Origin of the sequence: Stenotrophomonas rhizophila (genome assembly GCF_020857975.1) — a bacterium.
In the GTDB taxonomy this organism is placed as follows: domain Bacteria; phylum Pseudomonadota; class Gammaproteobacteria; order Xanthomonadales; family Xanthomonadaceae; genus Stenotrophomonas; species Stenotrophomonas rhizophila_C.
In genome coordinates this window covers 160,087-177,385 of the sequence record NZ_JACWUO010000004.1, presented here as the reverse complement: position 1 = coordinate 177,385, position 17,299 = coordinate 160,087, and the positions used below count along the sequence as shown (strand labels likewise).

Here is a 17,299-nt window from a genome sequence, read left to right as displayed (position 1 = left end):
GCAAGGCTGCCGCGTGGTCAAACTCGGCCCGTAGGCCGAAGGGACCGGTTCAGCCAGGCGCAAACGCACAACGCCCGCACGGGGCGGGCGTTGGGGATGGTTGGCATCCATCGTTGTGTCATTTCGCCGTGGGTCCGTACCGACCAACGGTCGGTACCTACCGGCAGCGCACCTCGGCGCGCAGGGCGCCGCTGCGCAGGCACTCGCCGAACAGGCTGCCCTTGCGGCTGGGAATTTGCTGCAGGGCCTCCAGCGGCCCGGCGCGGCCGCGGCATTTCTGCGTGGCCAGGCCTTCCAGGTCCAGCTCCAGCGGATTGCGCTGCTGCGCATCCCGGTAGCCCAGGTGGCAACGATCGGCCACCAGCTGATAGTGCCCCGGACCGATCCGCCGGCTGTGCAGCGACAGATCGCTCTGGCAGCCGGCCAGCAGGAGCGCCAACAGCGCCCCCACCCCCAGCCGCTTCACGGCATGACCTTGGCCTGTTCCAGCTCCACCTGCAGGGCGCTGGCCAGCTCGTCGCGGGAGACTTCGAACTGCTGCTCGCGCAGCAGGTCCTTGACCGCCACCACGCCACGCGCCAGCTCATCCTCACCGGCCAGCACCACAAAGCGGATCCCCGCCTTGGCCGCGTACTGGAACTGCTTGCCGATCTTCTTCGGCTCCATCTGCACTTCGGCATTGATGCCACCGGCGCGCAGGCGGCGGGCGATGTCCAGCGATTGCGGCAGGCTGGCATCGTCCATCAGCGCCACCAGGGCGTGCACGCTGCTGTCTTCGATACCGGCAATCAGCCCGGCCTCGCGCAGCTGCCAGAACAGCCGGGTCAGGCCGATCGAAATGCCCACGCCGGGCAGTTTGGACTTGCTGTAGTGGCTGGCCAGGTCTTCGTAGCGGCCGCCCGAGCAGATCGAACCGATCTGCGGGTGGTCGGTCAGCGTGGTCTCGTAGACGGTGCCGGTGTAATAGTCCAGGCCGCGCGCGATCGAGAAATTCAGGCAATACGCGCTTTCCGGCACGCCCAGCGCCTTGACCAGTTCCAGCACTTCGCGCAACTCGGCCACGCCCACCTTCAGGGTATCGCTGGCGGCAGGATCGGCCAGCAACGCATCCAGCTGCGCCAGCGCGTCGGCGTGGCTGGACGAGCGCACCGCCACGAACGCCAGGATCCGCTCGACCTGCTCGGCCGGGATCGCAAACCCTTCGCCCCCCAGCGTGTCGCGCACGTAGTCGGCACCCCGCTTGTCCAGCTTGTCCACTTCGCGCAGCACCGCCAGCTGGCGCTCGCCATCGGCCACGCCCAGGCTTTCGAAGAAGCCGCGCAGCAGCTTGCGGTTGTTCAACTGCACGGAGAAATCGCCGATGCGCAGTTCGGCGAACACCGCGTGGATCACCGCCAGCACTTCGGCGTCATAGCGGGTGCTCAGCGTGTCCTTGCCGATCACATCGATGTCGCACTGGTAGAACTCGCGGAAGCGGCCGCGCTGGGCGCGCTCGCCGCGGTAGACCCGCTGCATCTGGTAACGACGGAACGGGAAGGTCAGGTCGTGCTCGTGTTCGGCCACGTAACGCGCCAGCGGCACGGTCAGGTCGAAGCGCAGCGCCAGCTCGGGCAGCGCGTTGTCGCCGGCCTCGGCGGCGTTGGCCAGCGCGCCGGTGGACTGCACGAAATACACCTGGCGCTCGGTCTCGCCACCGGACTTGGTCAGCAGCACGTCGGACAGCTCGAACACCGGGGTTTCCACCGGCAGGAACCCGAACCGCTCGTAGTTGCGGCGGATGACGTCCAGCATGCGCTGGAACGCGATCTGCTCGCGCGGCAGCAATTCCATGATGCCGGGCGGCGTACGGGGCTTGATCACTTGCGGGACTCCTGCGGAACGGGGGAATGGGCCAGCTGCATATTCTAGCCGCAGCCGGGCGCGCCACCGCGATGGCGCCTGCAGCCCGGGCAAACCGCCGCATGGCGTATCATGGGCAGGCCCCGCTCCCTGGTTCGACATGACCCGGCCCCACCCCGGTACCGCGCTTTCCGCCGTTGAAGACCCTGCCACGCCGGGCTGCTCGCCGCTGCGCGACTGCCTGCACTGCTCGGTCCGCCACCTGGCGGTGTGTTCGGCATTGGCCCCGGAGGAGGTACAGGCGCTGGAACGAGTCACCGTATCGCTGCCGCTGCCGCTGGGCGCCACCCTGGCCCGTGCCGGCGAGCCGCGCCAACATGTCTATACCTTGACCGGCGGCGCATTGCGCCTGGTCCGCACCCTGTCCGACGGCCGCCGCCAGATCAGCGGCTTCGTGCTGCCCGGCAACTACCTGGGCCTGACCGGCAGCGACCACCACCGCTACGACATCGAAGCGATCGCCGACAGCCGGGTCTGCCGGGTGGCGCTGCCGCAGATGAAGGACCTGCGCGCACGCTTCCCGCACCTGGAACGCAAGCTGCTGCAGCGCGCCTGCCAGGAACTGGACGACGCCCACGACGCGGCGCTGTCGCTGGGCCGCCTGCAGCCGGCCGAGAAGCTGGCCGATTTCCTGCTGCGGCTGGCCGCACGCCAGGCGCGCCTTGGCGAAAACGGCCTGCGCGTGACCCTGCCGATGGGCCGCGGCGACATCGCCGACCATCTCGGCCTGACCATGGAAACGGTCAGCCGCACCTTCACCAAGCTGCGCCAGCAGGGCCTGATCGCCCTGCCCCATCTGAACACCGTCGAGATCCTCGACGAAGACGGCCTGCGCCTGCTGTCGGCCGACGAGACGTACTGAGCGGCGCCAGCCTCTGCTCGTAGAGCGGGGCTCTGCCCCGCTGCTGTTGCTGTTGCTCTTGATCTTGATCTACCTCCCCGTTGGAGCGAGCCGAGCATCGCAGCGGCAGCGGGGGCGAAGAGGCGCGGGCCAAGCATGAAGCGTGCTGAGGTCTGTGCGGCAGCACATGGGCGCGTGGCGACGCGTTGGAACAGCGAGCGCCCGCTGGTCTAGGGGCGCGGGGCACGAAACGTTTTTGAAGTTATCCGCGAAGCGGAAACAGCAGCAGCAACGCCAGCCGGGCAGAGCCCGGCGCTACAGCCCCTCATCCTTCCAGCAACACCTCACGCAACGCCCCATACTCCGGCGCGCAGGCCTGCGCACTGGCCGGCCGCTGCAGCAACGCCTCCAGCGACGCCGGCACCGCCAGTGGCTGCCCGATCAACGGCTCCACCACCGACTCGAACTTGGCCGGGTGCGCGGTCGCCGCCACCGCCCAGTCGCCCTGCACGCCTTCGCTGCGCAGCTTCTCCAGCAAGGCCACCGCCGTGGCGGTATGCGGGCAGAACACCTCACCGGCCTGCGCCCAGCGCCGCGCGATAAGCGCGGCGATGGCCGCATCATCCACCGCCTCCACCCGGAAATCGGCACGCAAGGCCGCATCGTCGTCGGCATACAGCCAGCGCAGCCGCTCGAAGTTGCTCGGTGCGCCCACATCCATCGCATTGGCCACGGTGGCCACGCTGGTGCGTGGCTGGTACTGGCCGCCGGCGAAAAAGCGCGGCAGCACATCGTTGGCATTGGTCGCCAGCGCGATGCGGCCCAGCGGCAGGCCCATCGCCCGCGCCAGCACTGCGGCCATCGCATTGCCCAGGTTGCCGGTGGGAACCACCAGGTTCAGCACCTTGCCGGTAGCGGCGTGGTGTTCCAGCGCGGCATGCGCGTAGTAGCTCATCTGCGGCAGCCAGCGGCCCAGGCTGATGCTGTTGGCCGAACTCAACGGCACCTGCGCCTGCAGCTGCCGGTCACCCAGCGCCTGCTTGACCATCGCCTGGCAATCATCGAACGAACCGGCCACGCGCAGGGTGCGGATGTTGTCGCCAAAGCAACCCAGCTGGTGCGCCTGCCGCGGCGATACCCGGCCATCGGGATACAGCACCACCACCCGGATGCCGGGCTGGCGATGGAAGGCGGCCGCCACCGCTGCACCGGTGTCGCCGGAGGTGGCCACCACGATCGTCAGCGGCTGCCGCTGGTCGCGCTGCAGCCGTGCCAGGCTGGCGGCGAGGAAGCGCGCACCGAAATCCTTGAACGCAGCGGTCGGCCCATGGAACAGCTCCAGCACAAAGTCGCCGGGGCTGGACAAGGCGCGCAGCGGCGCGGGGAAATCAAAGGCCTGCGCGCACAGCGCCGGCAGCGCCCCGGCCAGCGCATCGCCGGCGAAGTACGGCGCCAGCACGGCAGCGGCATCGCCGGCCAGGCTGCCTTGGCGCTGCCAGGCCTGCGCCGACGGACGGACCTGGGGAACGTACAGGCCGCCGTCGGGCGCCAGTCCGGCGGCAATGGCCTGGCTCAGTGAAACGGCGGGCGCGGCATGGCGGGTGGAAACGAAATTCATCGCAGGTCCTGGCAGAAAGGAAAGATCACAGCATTCACAGCAGACAGGCGCCGGGCGCGTTCAATGGCGATACCCAGGCCTGGCTGTCGAAACCGGCCTCGGCAAAGGCGCGCTGCACCGCCGCCTGCGCGTGGTGGGCCGCCTCGGCGTGCTCGAACCAGGCGAACACGCTGGGGCCGGCGCCGGAAATGCTGGCGCCCATCGCGCCGGCCGCCAGTGCGGCATCGCGCGCAGCGGCAAAGCCGGCGATCAGGCCGGCGCGGCGCGGCTCGACCAGCACGTCGCGCAGGCCGGCGCGGACCAGCGCGGCATCACCGGTGAAGCAGCCGCTGAGCACCAGCGCCAGGTTGGCGCTCTGTGCGACGAATTCGGGCAATGCGTAGTGGCCCTGCAGTGCGGCGCGGGCCCGTCGGGTTTCCAGCACCGCGTCGGGGTGCACCAGCAGGCTGTGCCAGGCCGCCGGCAGCGGAATCGGCACCAGCTGCTCGGCCGTACTCAGGACCAGCCCGCCCAGCAGCATCGGGCCCAGATTGTCGCCATGCCGGCCGCCGCTGGCCACCGCCTCGCCGGCCAGCGCGAACGGGTACAGCGCCTGGCGCGGCAGCGGCGTGTCCAGCAGCGCATTGGCCGCCACCAGCGCAGCCACACACGAAGCTGCCGAACCGCCCATGCCCGAGCCCAGCGCGATGCCCTTGTCGATTTCCACCTCGAACCCGTACGGCAGCGCCAATGCCTGCCGCAGCGCGATCAAGGCCACCCCGGCGGTGTTGTCCTCGGCGCGCAGCGGCAATGCGAACGCGGCGCCACGGATGGCGGCGATGCGCACCTGCGGCGCATCGATGCGGCGCACCGTGACAGTATCGCCAACCCCGGCCAGGGCATGGCCGAGGATATCGAAGCCCACCGCCACATTGCCCACCGAAGCCGGCGAAAACGCGCGTGCCTGCCCGTTGGCTACGCTCACAGCCGCGCCCCTTCGCCCACCGCCACCCGCAGCACGTCGGCGAACACACCGGCGGCGGTCACCTCCGGTCCCGCGCCCGGGCCCTGCACCACCAGTGGATTGTCGCAATAGCGGCCGGTGGTGAACTGCACTACGTTGTCGGTCAGCCGCAGGTTGGCGAAGGCATGGCCGCGCGGCAGTTCGACCAGCCCGACCTGGGCGGTATCGGCGGACAGGCGCGCCACATAGCGCAGCACCGCGCCGCGCGCATCGGCCTGGGCCAGCCGATCGGCGAAGGCGGCGTCCACCCCCTCCAGCCCGGCCATGAAGTCTTCCACGCTGGCTTGGCGCAGCACTTCGGGCACCAGGCTTTCCACCTGCACCTGTTCCAGGCTGAGGTCGCGCCCGGCTTCGCGCGCCAGGATCACCAGCTTGCGCGCAACGTCCACGCCGGACAGGTCATCGCGCGGGTCCGGCTCGGTATAGCCCATGCCACGCGCCTGGGCGACCAGCTGCGAAAACGGTACCTGGCCGTCGTACTTGTTGAACAGCCAGGCCAGGGTGCCGGAGAAGATGCCGTCGATGGCCAGCACGTCATCGCCGGTATCGACCAGGTCGCGCAGCGTGGTGATCACCGGCAACCCGGCCCCCACCGTGGCTTCATAGCGGAAGCGCGCACCGCTGGCGGCGGCCGCGGCGCGGATGGCCTGGTAGCGCGGCAGCGGGCCGGCGCCGGCCTGTTTGTTCGGGGTCACCACGTGGATGCCGGCCGCCAGCCAGCCGGCGTAGCGGTCGGCCACCGCTGCGCTGCCGCTGCAGTCGATGATCAGCGCATGCGGCAGGTGCGCCGACAGCAGGTGTTCGGTGAACTGCTCCAGGTCGGTGGCCTGGCCCTGCGCGGCCAACGCGGCGCGCCAGTCGCCCTGCACGCCGCGCTGGTCCAGCAGCATGCGCTGGCGCGAGGCCACCGCCCGCAGCCGCAGATCGACATTGGCCCGGCCCAGCAAGCCGGCCTGCGCGGCCTGCAGCTGCGCCAGCAGCGCCGCACCGACATTGCCCGGGCCGATCACCCCGACCGAGAAGGTCTGCGGCGACAGCCAGAAACCGGCGTGCGCCGCGCGCAGTGCCTTGATTGCATGGCCGCTGTCGACGGCCACCGAGATGTTGCGTTCGGACGAGCCCTGCGCGATCGCCAGGATATTGACCTGGGCATGGCCCAGCGACTGGAACAGCCGCGCGGCCACCCCCGGCTGCCCGGCCATGCCATCGCCCACCGCCGCCAACACGCTGACATTGCCGGTGAGCTGCACCCGCTGCACCTGGCCCAGGCTGAGTTCGTGGGCGAAGGCGTGCAGCAGCGCATCGCGCGCACGCGCCGCCTCGGCCTGTTTGACCACGCAGCAGATCGAGTGCTCCGACGAGCCCTGGGAAATCATCACCACCGACACCTGCGCAGTGCGCAGCGCGGCGAACACCCGCTCGGCGGTGCCCGGCACACCGATCAGGCCGGTGCCTTCCAGGTTCAGCACGGCCAGGTCCGGGCTCAGGGTCAGGCCCTTGATCGGGCCGGATACGGTGCGCTCGGCGGTGATCCGGGTTCCGGGATGGTCCGGGCGGAAGGTGTTGCGGATGATGATCGGCAGGCCGCGCTCGATCGCCGGCGACATGGTCTGCGGATGCACCACCTTGGCGCCGAAGTAGGCCAGCTCGCAGGCCTCGTCATAGCTCAGGGCCTCCAGCTGCACCGCCTCGGGCACCACCCGCGGATCGGCCGAAAGCACGCCGTCGACATCGGTCCAGATATGCAGTTCGTCGGCATTGAACAGCGCGGCGAAAATCGCCCCGGAATAGTCGCTGCCGTTGCGGCCCAGCGTGGTGATCCGGTCGCGGCGGTCACGGGCGACGAACCCGGTGGCGACCACCCGCGTCCCCGGGTGCGCCTGCCGCCACACGGCCAGGCGTTGCGCGCTCTGCACCCAGTCCACGTCCACGCCCAGTTCGCCACGGTCCACTACCAGTACCTCGCGCGCATCCAGCACCGCGCAGTCCGCGCCCACGCTCTGCAGGTACTGTCCCAGCAGCTGCGCCGAATACACCTCGCCCAGGCCCTGCACGCGGTCCAGCACTTCGACCGGCAACTCGCCGATCACCGCCAGTGCAGCCAGCATTTCGGCCAGGTGGTCAAAGCGTGCGTCCAGCCACTCCACGGTTGCCCCGGCATGTTCGCCGAGCAGGGCCACCGCCGCACCACGATGACGCGCGCGCAGCGCATGCCAGTGCTCGCGCCACTGCGGGGCGTCGTCGGCGGCCAAGCCGGCCAGCGCGATCAGCGCATCGGTGACGCCCTTCATCGCCGACACCACGGTGACCTGCACCGCCTCATCGCGGGCCAGCAGCAACTGCGCGACATGGCGGTAGCGTTCGGCGTCGGCCACCGAAGTGCCGCCGAACTTGTGCACGACCGTGGTGGTGCCGGCCTGCGGTGCAGGGGCGGCGGCGGACTCAGCGACAGCGGGAACAGCGGCGACGGAAGACATGTAGACCTCGATTCGAGGCCCCGCGTCGGCTCAGGTTGAAGGCGCTCCCCCGCAACCTGTTCCGGGTGCGGGGCCGTTGTTTTCGGAAATTACGCGAAGACGACGGGCCGCACCAGGCAAGTGGTGACGGTGGTAATGGTGGTGGTACCGCGGCTCCGGATCGACGCGCCCGTACCGCCCGCAGCAGCGGGGGCGAGCAGTTCGGCGGTGGCGGCAACAAGGACCATGGGTTCAAGAAAACTACGCGGCCGGGGGGCTTGTCAAGTGCTGCGGTGCAAAAAGAATGCGGTCGACATCGGCCGCCAACGTCGACAAAAAGTTGCCAATGAGACCATCCAGCCAGCGCAGGCGATCAGCCCACGTGCTCGGCCACCGCGCGCGGCGGCCGATGCGCATGCGCGCACAGCAGCACGCCGGACACCAGGCACCCGATCGCCACGGTTTCCATCAGGGTCGGCCATCGCTGCTGCCAGCCGAACCCGTACAGCAGCGCGAACAGGGTTTCGAACACCATCATCTGCCCGGTCAGGGTCAGCGGCAGGTGGCGGCTGGCGCGGTTCCAGCACGCATTGCCGAGCACCGAGGCCACCACCGCCACGCCGGCGCTGACCAACCAGAACCCGCCCCATGCCGACGCGCTGTGGCTGGCGCCGGAGGCCATGAACGCGGCGGGCACCAACAGCAGCGCCAGCGCGCCGGTGGCCACCCCGGTCAACAGCGACCAGTCGTGGCCGGACAGGTCCGGGCGCCGCGCCAGCCAACGGCTGTTGCCGATCGAATAGACCGCCCACGACAACAACGCCCCCACCGCGCACAGCAAGCCGAGCAGGCGCTGCCCGGCCGAACCGGCGGCGTGCCCGGCCTGCACCGCTTCGTAGCCGACCAGCGCCACCCCGAGCAGGCACAGCAGCAAGGCCGGCGCCAGCCGACGCAGCCGCCGCGCCGCCGGCCCACTGCACCGCCGTGGCCAGCAGCACGAAATACACCAGGTTGCCGGCCAGGCTCAACCACAGCAGGCCGCGCCACTCGGCCCTGCCGATACTGCCGCGCAGTTGCCGCCAGCGCGGCGCCAGCAACACGACCGCGATCAACCCGTACACCAGGTAACGGCCGGCCGACAGTTGCACCGCGCTGAAACGGTCGAGCATGGCCGGGGCCAGGAACACCACGCCCCACAACGCACCGGCGGCGACGCCGTTGGCGATGCCCACCCCCATCGATCGTTTCATTGCACGCGCGGCCCGGCCAGCGGAAAGATTGGCCAGTGTAGGCAACTGGCGGCTGGCGAGCTTGACCCAGGCTACTGCCGGTGACAGCGCCGGTAATCGGCCGGGGTCATGCCCCATTCGCGGCGCAGTGCACGGGTCAGCGCGCTCTGTTCGGAATAGCCGGCATGCTGGGCGATGGCGGCAATCGGCAGATCGCCGTTGGCCAGCTGCCCACGCGCCCAGCGCAGGCGGCAGGCACTGAGCCAGGCCAGCGGGCTGAGCCCGAATGCCCGGGCGAACAACGCATGTACGCGGCTGCCGCTGACCCCCACCTGCGCGGCAATCCGCGCCACCGGCCATGGCTGGCCCGGCGCAGCGTCGATCTGCGCGCACACCGCCTGCAGCCGGGTGGCACTGCCGGCCAACGAAAACGCGTGCAGCAGCACCGGCAGTTCACGCGCCACCGTGGCGGCCGCCACCTGCGCCGGCATCCCCGCACCGACCCGCTCCGCCATCGCCCGCACCGGCGCCGGCAATGCCAGCACCGGCTGCCGGTCCAGGCGCTGCAGCGTGTCATCGTCGAGCAGCGTGGCCGGGCAATCCACGATCAGGAACCGATCCTGATCGCGTGCGCTCTGCGCATGCCTGGCCGTAGGCGTCACGAACGCGCCCTGCCACCGGTCCAGGCGTGCGCTGCGGCCTTCCAGTTCGAAGGCCAACTCGCCCTGTACCGGCAGCACCCACTGCGCGAAGTCGTGCCGGTCCACGCTGGAACAGCGGCCATAGCGGCGCAGATTGAAAGCGGCGGCGGATAGTGGCACGTGGATATCGGGCGCAGCAGGGGGTCGCCCCGAGTCTGCGCGCGCCGTCCCGGCGGCGCAATCCGGCGGGGTGGCAGGCCGCCGCTGCTATAGTCCGGGCAATCCTGTCCGCATGGAATGCGCTGCGCGGTGACCGCCGTCCATCTGTTTCTGCCGACCACCGCCCCAACCCTGGCTCCCATGACCATCGAACACACCCTGCTCAGCCACACCCCCGCCCTGCTGCCGGTGGTGGCGCAGTGGTATTTCAGCGAATGGGGCAGGCACGTGCCAGGGCTCGGCCTGGCCGACGAGTGCCAGCGGCTGGAAGTGTTCCTGCACGACGCCGAACTGCCCCTGCTGCTGATCGCCATGGACCAGGGCGAACCGGTGGCGGCGGCGCAGCTGAAATTCCACGAACGCACCGAGCGTCCCGAGCGCGAGCACTGGCTGGGCGGGGTCTACGTGCAGGCATCGCACCGTGGCCAGGGCCTGGCGGCGCTACTGATCGACGACCTGATGGCGCGCGCAGCGGCGTTGGGCGTGCGTGAGGTCTATCTGCAGACGCAGGCCGATGACGGCGGCCTGTACCGGCGGCTGGGCTGGGAGCCGTTGGAATCGGTCCAGCATGCCGGCGGCTTCCCGGTGCGCATCATGCGGCGCACGCTGGCGCCGCGTTGATCAGCGGAAGCGCACCGGCTGCGGCGCCGGGCGGTCGGCCAGCGAGCCCAGCGTGAAGGTGTAACCGGCTTCTTCCAGCAGCTTGCGCATGCGCAGTTCGGCCCGCTTCGGGTAGGCCAGCGAGGTCGGCGCGTGCAGCGCGTAGGACGTGGACTTTCCGGGCAGCGTTTCGCGCGTCACCGACGATTGGTTGGTCTCGCAGGCATTGGCCCACAGGTCCAACAGAACCTTCGGTCCGATGGATTGATTGTTGCTAAGACGAAGCGTCAGCCAACGCATGTGTTCCATAGCGAATCCAAGCGGTTCTTTCAATCGAGTATGCACCAAATCTCCTGCCCCCGTACGCCGGCGTGCGTGACCTCTCCAGGCGGTCTACTCAAACCAGGCAGCCCCGGACCGGCCGGGGCTGCCTGGCAACGCGACGCGCTCGACGTCAGCGCATTCAGTGCTTCATCGCGTGCTTGCGCTCACGCATCACCGCATGGCACTCCTGCACCTGCGGCAGCAGGCGCTGCACTTCGGCGCGGGCAGCCGGGGAAGTGTCGGCATCGGTGAGGGTGTCCTTGAACGCCTTCAACAGGCGGTCTTCGGATTCTTCCAGCTCGGCTACATAGCCGTACTGGGTGTCGCCCAGGGTGGCGCGCACCTTGCCGTAGAACTGCTGCATGGAACCGACCACGGTGCCGTGCTCGGCCGGGGTGCCGCCAGCGGCCAGCACGCTGGTGCTGAGCGAGCGCACCATCTGTTCCTTGACCCCGGCGATGCGGGTGAACAGCGCCGACAGCTCGGCGTCTTTCACCTTGCCTGCCGCTTCGGTATAGAAGTCTTTGCCATCGCGGGCGATCTGGATCAGGTCGTTCAAATTGTGCGCGGTCCGGGATTCGGTGGTCATTGTGTTGCTCCTGTGGGGCGTATTGCCCGTGTTGGTGTGGAACGACTTTTCCGCATCGGCAATGAAGTCCACGTGACATGCAAAACACGCGGTTCAGTGAGGTATGCAGCGCGCCATGCACTTGTTTGCTGCGCGTGTTCGGCATGCGACTGGGCCGTCACGCGATGCATCCCGGGGGCGGTGCGCGCCATTGGGTTACGCTGCAGCTGTCGACAACAACGCCCGCAAGGAGGGTGAGATGGAAAAGCAACTCTTGGAAGACATCCAGGTTCTGCTGCTGAGCAACCGCGCCAGGGAACTACGCATCAACACCGGCCGCGCCGCCTCCGAGGCCGAGCTGGAAGTGATCGAGGTCGACGGTGAGCAGCACACCGTGCTGACCAAGAAGGCGGGCCTGCGCCTGGCGCTGAAGGAGCTGGACGAAGCCAAACAGCTGATCAGCGAACTGTCGCAGGGCTGAGCGCGGATTCCGGGCGCGGCGGTTGTTCCGGCGGCGCCTCGATCGGCGGGTCGGTCGGCGGTGGATCCTGCGCCGGCGGTGTTTCGACCGGCGGATCGAGCGGTGCTGGATCCTGCGCCGGTGGCAGCTCGCCGGGCGGTTCGCGCGGCGAGGGATCGGCGGGCATGGGCGCTTCTACGGGCACCGGCATTGTCTCCGGCGGTGGCTGGGGTTCGGGCGTAGGCACGGGGTGCTGTCCTGCCTGTGCCGACATGGGCAGTGCACGCATGGCGGTCTCCATTTCTGTCCGGGCCCCAGCATGCCGGCGGCCTCGTCAATACCGGGCGAGGATCCGGCCACCACTGCGCAAGATCGGTGTTGCCGGCCCTGCACCGGGCGCCTACGCTGCCCCACATCCACTCGAGGTGAGGCCGACCATGTACCGCGCATTGGGATTGCTGGTGGTTTCGGCCCTGTCGATGGGCAACGCGCACGCCGCCGCCCAGGACATCGACAAGCTGGCCTGGCTGGAAGGCTGCTGGGCGCGCGATGGCGGCGAGCCCGGCTCGGGCGAGCACTGGAGCGCACTGGCCGGCGGCACCCTGCTGGGCGTGGGCCGCACCATCAAGGGCGGCAAAACCGTCGACTTCGAGTTCATGCAGTTGCGCCACCTGGACGCCCCCGATGGACGCCTGGCCTTCATCGCCCTGCCCGCCGGACAGGACCGGACCGAGTTTCCCCTGCTGCGCATCAGCGACACCAGCGCGACGTTCGAACAGCCCGGCCATGATTTCCCGCAGCGGGTGATCTACACCCGCCAGGGCCAAACGCGGCTGCTCGCCCGGATCGAAGGCAGCGTGGATGGCACCACCAGGGTCGTGGATTTTCCGATGACGCGGACAGCCTGCGGCAACGCCGACCGGCCCTGACCGCGCCGTCTGTTATCGGGCCGGGGCCGCAATGCCCAGCCACCCCGCCGCGTGGCGGCACGCCTCATACACCAGCCACGGCGCCATCCACGCGGCCACCAGCAGCACACCAATCACCTGCGGCGACGGCACCACCCCCAGCCAGAGCGCCAGCGGTAGCGCCAGGCGGAACAGCACAGGCGCCAGCGTGACCAGGTAATTGCGGATCATCCAGCGGCGGTGGACAGCCACCCGCCCCTTACCGATGGCGACCAGCCCGGCCAGCGCGGAGGCAAGCCAGGCCAGTGCGGTGATCGCAAAGCCCATCAGGATCTGCGCCGGCGCCGGCGAGGTCAGCAACAGGGCCACCACGCCGGTGCAGGCCACCAGCATGCCCAACAGATAGACCCGCCCGACCCAGCGATGCACGCCCGGATGGCGTTGCCGCAGGCGTGGCAGGAACTGCAGCAGGCCCAGCACGACGGTAATGGTGCCGCCGGCCAGATGGGTCCACAGCCAGCCGCGCCGGAGCAGGAACATCTGGTAGGCCTGCGAATCCAGCACGCTGTACTTGCGGTAGGTTTCCAGCAGAAACTCCGCACCCATCCCCAGTGCAAGGCACCACACCAGCCCCCACCCCAGGCGCGTCCACAGGCGCGCGGCGCTGTTTCCTCTGGTTGCCATCCGACCCGTCCCGAGACCGATTTGGCCCAGTGTAGACCGCCGCAACTTCACTACGCGATCGGCGGACATGGTGATCGCAGGTGAACCACGGCGGCGTGCGCGGTTGCTCACTGACCACGCGACAACCGCAACGCACTACGCGCCCAGAGGCGATGATGGAGCCGTGGCTACGGTGAATTTCTGGCTGCGACCACTATGACCAACGCCTGTTGATACATGGGTAACAGTGGAAAATACACTGGCGTCGACCCGCCCAAGTGCTTGAAATATGGTGACCCCGGCCCGATTCGAACGGGCGACCTTCCCCTTAGGAGGGGGACGCTCTATCCAGCTGAGCTACGGGGCCATTGACGGTGCTGCGCTGTCGCCAGACCGCGGGCTGCACCGGCGCGATGCACGGTGCAGCCGTGAAGGATACCCACATTCAGCGGCCGGACCAAGGCCGCTGCGCTGCGTGCCGCTGACGGATCAGCGGATATCCAGCTCCGGGAAGCCCTTGACCAGCTCGTCCAGCGCCTTGATCTGCACCAGGAACGGCTCCAGCGCCGCCAGCGGCAGCGCGCTGGGGCCGTCGCAGCGGGCGTGGTCCGGGTCGCGGTGGGCTTCCAGGAACAGGCCGGCCAAGCCCAGCGCCATGCCCGCGCGGGCCAGTTCGGCCACCTGGCGGCGGCGGCCGCCGGAGGCTTCGCTGCCGGCGTCGCGGCGCTGCAGGCTGTGGGTGACGTCGAAGATCGCCGGCAGGCCGCCGGTGGATTCGACCATCTCGCGGAAGCCGAGCATGTCCACCACCAGGTTGTCGTAACCGAACTGCGCGCCGCGCTCGCACAGAATGATGTTCTCGTTGCCGGCTTCGCGGATCTTGGCCGCGATGTGCTTGATCTGGGTGGGGCTGAGGAACTGCGGCTTCTTGATGTTGACCACCCGCCCGGTCCGCGCGATCGCCTCGACCAGGTCGGTCTGGCGCGCCAGGAACGCCGGAAGCTGCAGCACGTCGACCACCTCGGCCACCGGCGCGGCCTGTGCCACTTCATGCACGTCGGTGATCACCGGCACGCCGAAGCGGCGCTTGACCTCCTCGAAGATGCGCAGGCCTTCGTCCAGGCCGACGCCGCGGTAGGAGGCGATCGAAGAACGGTTGGCCTTGTCGAAGGACGCCTTGAACACGTACGGAATGCCGAGCTTGGCGGTGACCGTAGTGAAATGCTCGGCCGCGTGCAGGGTCGAATCGAGGTCTTCGAGCACGTTCAGGCCGCCAAACAGCACGAACGGCAGACGATTGCCGACCACCACACCTTCTGCAACGGTAACGTTCATTCAGACTCCTGGAGACGGGACGACCGGGCCACGGCAGCCGCCGCCCCGGATCAATGGCGCATTCTAGCGGTTGCACGCCGCACGGGGGTGTCGGCGCATTCAGCGCAGCGGCCAACGCCGGCGTCGGGGCCACGCCAGCCGGCACACCTACCCCTGCTAGAATCGGCGTTCTGCATGCCGCGCCCCCACCCTGCCAGCGGCTGCGCCCTTTTTTGATACGCAACAGGAGTTTGCATGTCCTCTGAGCTGCTCAAGGCCCTTGGCCTGGACGCGACCAACGCTGGCACCTACCTCGGCAACGGCCAGTGGTCCAGCGCCACCAGCGCCGGGGTGATCACCCCGCTCAACCCGACCACCGGTGAAGCGATCGCCACCGTGCACGCCACCACCGACGCCGATTACGAAACCATCATCGCGCGTGCCCAGGAAGCCTTCAAAGTGTGGCGCACCACCCCGGCCCCGCGCCGCGGCGAAGCAGTGCGCCTGTGCGGCGAAGCGCTGCGCGCGCACAAGGATGCGCTGGGTTCGCTGGTCGCGCTGGAAATGGGCAAGAGCAAGCCCGAAGGCGATGGCGAAGTGCAGGAGATGATCGACATCGCCGACTTCGCCGTGGGCCAGAGCCGCATGCTGTACGGCTACACCATGCATTCCGAGCGCCCCGGCCACCGCATGTACGAGCAGTACCAGCCGCTGGGCCTGGTCGGCATCATCAGCGCGTTCAACTTCCCGGTTGCGGTGTGGGCGTGGAATGCGTTCCTGGCCACCGTCTGCGGCGACATCTGCCTGTGGAAGCCGTCCAACAAGACCCCGCTGACCGCCATTGCCTCGATGAAGATCTGCAACGCGGCGCTGCGCGAGGGCGGCTTCCCGGACCTGTTCTTCCTGATCAACGATGCCGGCACCGAGCTGTCGCAGAAGATGGTGGCCGACAAGCGCGTGCCGCTGATCAGCTTCACCGGCTCGACCCAGGTCGGCCGCCAGGTCGCCGAGAAGGTCGCCCACCGCCTGGGCCGCTGCCTGCTGGAACTGGGCGGCAACAACGCGATCATCCTGGATGAAACCGCCGACCTGAAGCTGGCCATCCCCGGCATCGTGTTCGGCGCGGTGGGTACTGCCGGCCAACGCTGCACCACCACCCGCCGCCTGATCGTGCATGAATCCATCCACGACGACGTGCTGGCCACCCTGGTCAAGGCGTACCAGCAGGTGGCAGGCAAGATCGGCGACCCGACCGACCCGGCCAACCTGATGGGCCCGCTCAACAGCGAAGGCGCCGTGCAGCAGTTCCTGGCCTCGATCGAGAAGGCCAAGGCCAGTGGCGGCACCGTCCAGACCGGCGGCACCCGCATCGACCGCCCCGGCAACTTCGTGCTGCCGGCGATCGTGACCGGGTTGAACAACAGCGACGAAGTGGTGCAGCACGAAACCTTCGCGCCGATCCTGTACGTGATGAAGTACAGCACGCTCGATGAAGCCATCGACATGCAGAACGGCGTGCCGCAAGGCCTGTCCTCGTCGATCTTCACCACCAACCTGAAGGTGGCCGAGCGCTTCCTGTCGGCGGCCGGTTCGGACTGCGGCATCGCCAACGTCAACATCGGCACCTCCGGCGCGGAGATCGGCGGTGCGTTCGGCGGGGAGAAGGACACCGGCGGCGGCCGTGAATCGGGTTCGGATGCGTGGAAGGTGTATATGCGCCGCCAGACCAACACCATCAACTACTCCGATTCACTGCCGCTGGCCCAGGGCATCAAGTTCGACCTGTGAGCGGGCCCTGCCTGGATTTCACCGGCCGCCGGGTTCTGGTGGCCGGTGGCAGCAAGGGCATCGGCCGCGCGATGGCGCTGGCGTTCGCTGCGGCGGGCGCCCGCGTTTCGGTCTGCGCACGCGAGCCCGGGCTCGCCGCGCTGCGCGCCGATGCCCGGGCGCTCGGCCTGGACGTGCATACCGCCTCGGCGGACCTGGCGGTGCTGGACGATATCGGCCGCTGGCTCGGTGATGCGGCCGGCGCGCTGGGAGGTATTGATGTGTTGGTCAACAACGCCACCGGCTACGGCATGGACGATGGCGAGGCCGGCTGGGAAGCCAGCCTCGGCATCGACCTGATGGCGGCGGTGCGCGCCTCCCGGCTGGCCCTGCCCTGGCTGCGGCAGTCCAGCGATGCCTGCATCCTCAACCTGGCCTCGATCGCCGCGCTGCAACCGCGACCGGGCGCGGCGCCCTACGCGGCGGCCAAGGCCGCACTGATGCACTACACCACCTCACAGGCATTGGCGCTGGCACCGCAGCGGATCCGGGTCAATGCGATCGCGCCGGGCTCGATCGAGTTCGACGACGGGTTGTGGGCGCGTCGCCGCACCCAGGACCCGGCGCTGTACCACGGCACCCTGGCCAGGATTCCATTCGGCCGTTTTGGCCAGCCGCAGGAGATCGCCGATGCCGCCCTGTTCCTGTGTTCGCCGCTGGCACGCTGGATTACCGGGCACACCTTGAACGTGGATGGCGGCCAGGTGTTGATGGGCTAATCGGGGCGCA

General features: G+C 69.0%; 16 protein-coding genes, 1 tRNA gene and 1 pseudogene. 6 read left to right on the top strand and 12 right to left on the bottom strand.

The genetic code is table 11. The features are described from left to right. Positions 1-157: 157 nt before the first annotated feature. Both IC535_RS05895 and hisS read right to left on the bottom strand, forming a co-directional pair. On the bottom strand, positions 158-466 hold the full coding sequence (locus IC535_RS05895) for a hypothetical protein (RefSeq protein ID WP_228885046.1): 309 nt from the start codon (positions 464-466) through the stop codon (positions 158-160). Continuing rightward, positions 463-1,860, bottom strand: coding sequence for a histidine--tRNA ligase (gene hisS, locus IC535_RS05890; RefSeq protein WP_228885047.1), 1,398 nt, complete (start codon positions 1,858-1,860; stop codon positions 463-465). The genes IC535_RS05895 and hisS overlap by 4 nt, the downstream gene beginning before the upstream one ends. 139 nt (positions 1,861-1,999) lie before the next feature. Between hisS and IC535_RS05885 the strand changes: the two genes are divergently transcribed. Next, complete coding sequence (locus IC535_RS05885; protein ID WP_228885049.1) at positions 2,000-2,761, top strand: helix-turn-helix domain-containing protein; 762 nt, start codon at positions 2,000-2,002, stop codon at positions 2,759-2,761. A 304-nt stretch (positions 2,762-3,065) separates the two neighbouring features. Here the strand turns inward: IC535_RS05885 and thrC are convergent, their stop codons facing one another. From thrC to IC535_RS05860, 5 genes and pseudogenes are all read right to left on the bottom strand, one after another. After that, entirely contained in the window at positions 3,066-4,358 is a 1,293-nt protein-coding gene (gene thrC / locus IC535_RS05880) for a threonine synthase (RefSeq protein ID WP_228885050.1), read from the bottom strand. 34 nt (positions 4,359-4,392) lie between these two features. Further along, positions 4,393-5,322 carry a homoserine kinase gene (locus tag IC535_RS05875; RefSeq protein ID WP_228885052.1) on the bottom strand — a complete coding sequence of 310 codons (930 nt, stop codon included), beginning with the start codon at positions 5,320-5,322 and terminating at the stop codon, positions 4,393-4,395. Further along, a complete protein-coding gene (gene thrA / locus IC535_RS05870) occupies positions 5,319-7,838 on the bottom strand; it encodes a bifunctional aspartate kinase/homoserine dehydrogenase I (protein ID WP_228885054.1) in 2,520 nt (839 codons plus the stop codon). Before thrA ends, IC535_RS05875 begins: the two co-directional genes overlap by 4 nt. 352 nt (positions 7,839-8,190) lie before the next feature. Beyond that, a pseudogene (locus IC535_RS05865) lies at positions 8,191-9,067 on the bottom strand (DMT family transporter). A gap of 71 nt (positions 9,068-9,138) precedes the next feature. Further along, positions 9,139-9,867 (bottom strand): helix-turn-helix transcriptional regulator, encoded by a 729-nt coding sequence (locus IC535_RS05860; protein ID WP_228885055.1) that lies wholly within the window; start codon positions 9,865-9,867, stop codon positions 9,139-9,141. Between the two features lie 180 nt (positions 9,868-10,047). On the opposite strand from IC535_RS05860, the gene IC535_RS05855 reads away from it, so the two are divergent. Continuing rightward, positions 10,048-10,527, top strand: coding sequence for a GNAT family N-acetyltransferase (locus IC535_RS05855; RefSeq protein ID WP_228885056.1), 480 nt, complete (start codon positions 10,048-10,050; stop codon positions 10,525-10,527). Here the strand turns inward: IC535_RS05855 and IC535_RS05850 are convergent, their stop codons facing one another. Further along, positions 10,528-10,815 carry a hypothetical protein gene (locus IC535_RS05850; RefSeq protein WP_228885057.1) on the bottom strand — a complete coding sequence of 96 codons (288 nt, stop codon included), beginning with the start codon at positions 10,813-10,815 and terminating at the stop codon, positions 10,528-10,530. 154 nt (positions 10,816-10,969) lie between these two features. Further along, complete coding sequence (locus tag IC535_RS05845) at positions 10,970-11,419, bottom strand: PA2169 family four-helix-bundle protein (RefSeq protein ID WP_228885058.1); 450 nt, start codon at positions 11,417-11,419, stop codon at positions 10,970-10,972. A 238-nt stretch (positions 11,420-11,657) separates the two neighbouring features. On the opposite strand from IC535_RS05845, the gene IC535_RS05840 reads away from it, so the two are divergent. Together IC535_RS05840 and IC535_RS05835 are read left to right on the top strand one after the other, a co-directional pair. Next, the gene (locus IC535_RS05840; protein ID WP_228885060.1) at positions 11,658-11,879 is read left to right on the top strand and encodes a hypothetical protein; all 222 of its coding nucleotides are present in this window, start codon (positions 11,658-11,660) and stop codon (positions 11,877-11,879) included. A 416-nt stretch (positions 11,880-12,295) separates the two neighbouring features. Continuing rightward, positions 12,296-12,787, top strand: a complete 492-nt coding sequence (locus IC535_RS05835) for a DUF6265 family protein (RefSeq protein ID WP_228885062.1) — start codon at positions 12,296-12,298, stop codon at positions 12,785-12,787. Between the two features lie 12 nt (positions 12,788-12,799). Here IC535_RS05835 and IC535_RS05830 read toward each other — a convergent pair whose 3' ends face one another. From IC535_RS05830 to kdsA, 3 genes are all read right to left on the bottom strand, one after another. Further along, positions 12,800-13,450, bottom strand: a complete 651-nt coding sequence (locus tag IC535_RS05830) for a DUF2306 domain-containing protein (protein WP_228885068.1) — start codon at positions 13,448-13,450, stop codon at positions 12,800-12,802. Between the two features lie 269 nt (positions 13,451-13,719). Continuing rightward, positions 13,720-13,796: transfer RNA gene (locus IC535_RS05825), tRNA-Arg, on the bottom strand. Positions 13,797-13,918: 122 nt separating this feature from the next. Next, positions 13,919-14,764 (bottom strand): 3-deoxy-8-phosphooctulonate synthase, encoded by an 846-nt coding sequence (kdsA, locus tag IC535_RS05820; RefSeq protein ID WP_228885069.1) that lies wholly within the window; start codon positions 14,762-14,764, stop codon positions 13,919-13,921. 234 nt (positions 14,765-14,998) lie between these two features. Between kdsA and amaB the strand changes: the two genes are divergently transcribed. Both amaB and IC535_RS05810 read left to right on the top strand, forming a co-directional pair. After that, the gene (gene amaB / locus IC535_RS05815; protein WP_228885071.1) at positions 14,999-16,531 is read left to right on the top strand and encodes an L-piperidine-6-carboxylate dehydrogenase; all 1,533 of its coding nucleotides are present in this window, start codon (positions 14,999-15,001) and stop codon (positions 16,529-16,531) included. Next, positions 16,528-17,289 (top strand): SDR family NAD(P)-dependent oxidoreductase, encoded by a 762-nt coding sequence (locus IC535_RS05810; RefSeq protein ID WP_228885073.1) that lies wholly within the window; start codon positions 16,528-16,530, stop codon positions 17,287-17,289. The genes amaB and IC535_RS05810 overlap by 4 nt, the downstream gene beginning before the upstream one ends. The last annotated feature ends 10 nt before the right edge of the window (positions 17,290-17,299 follow it).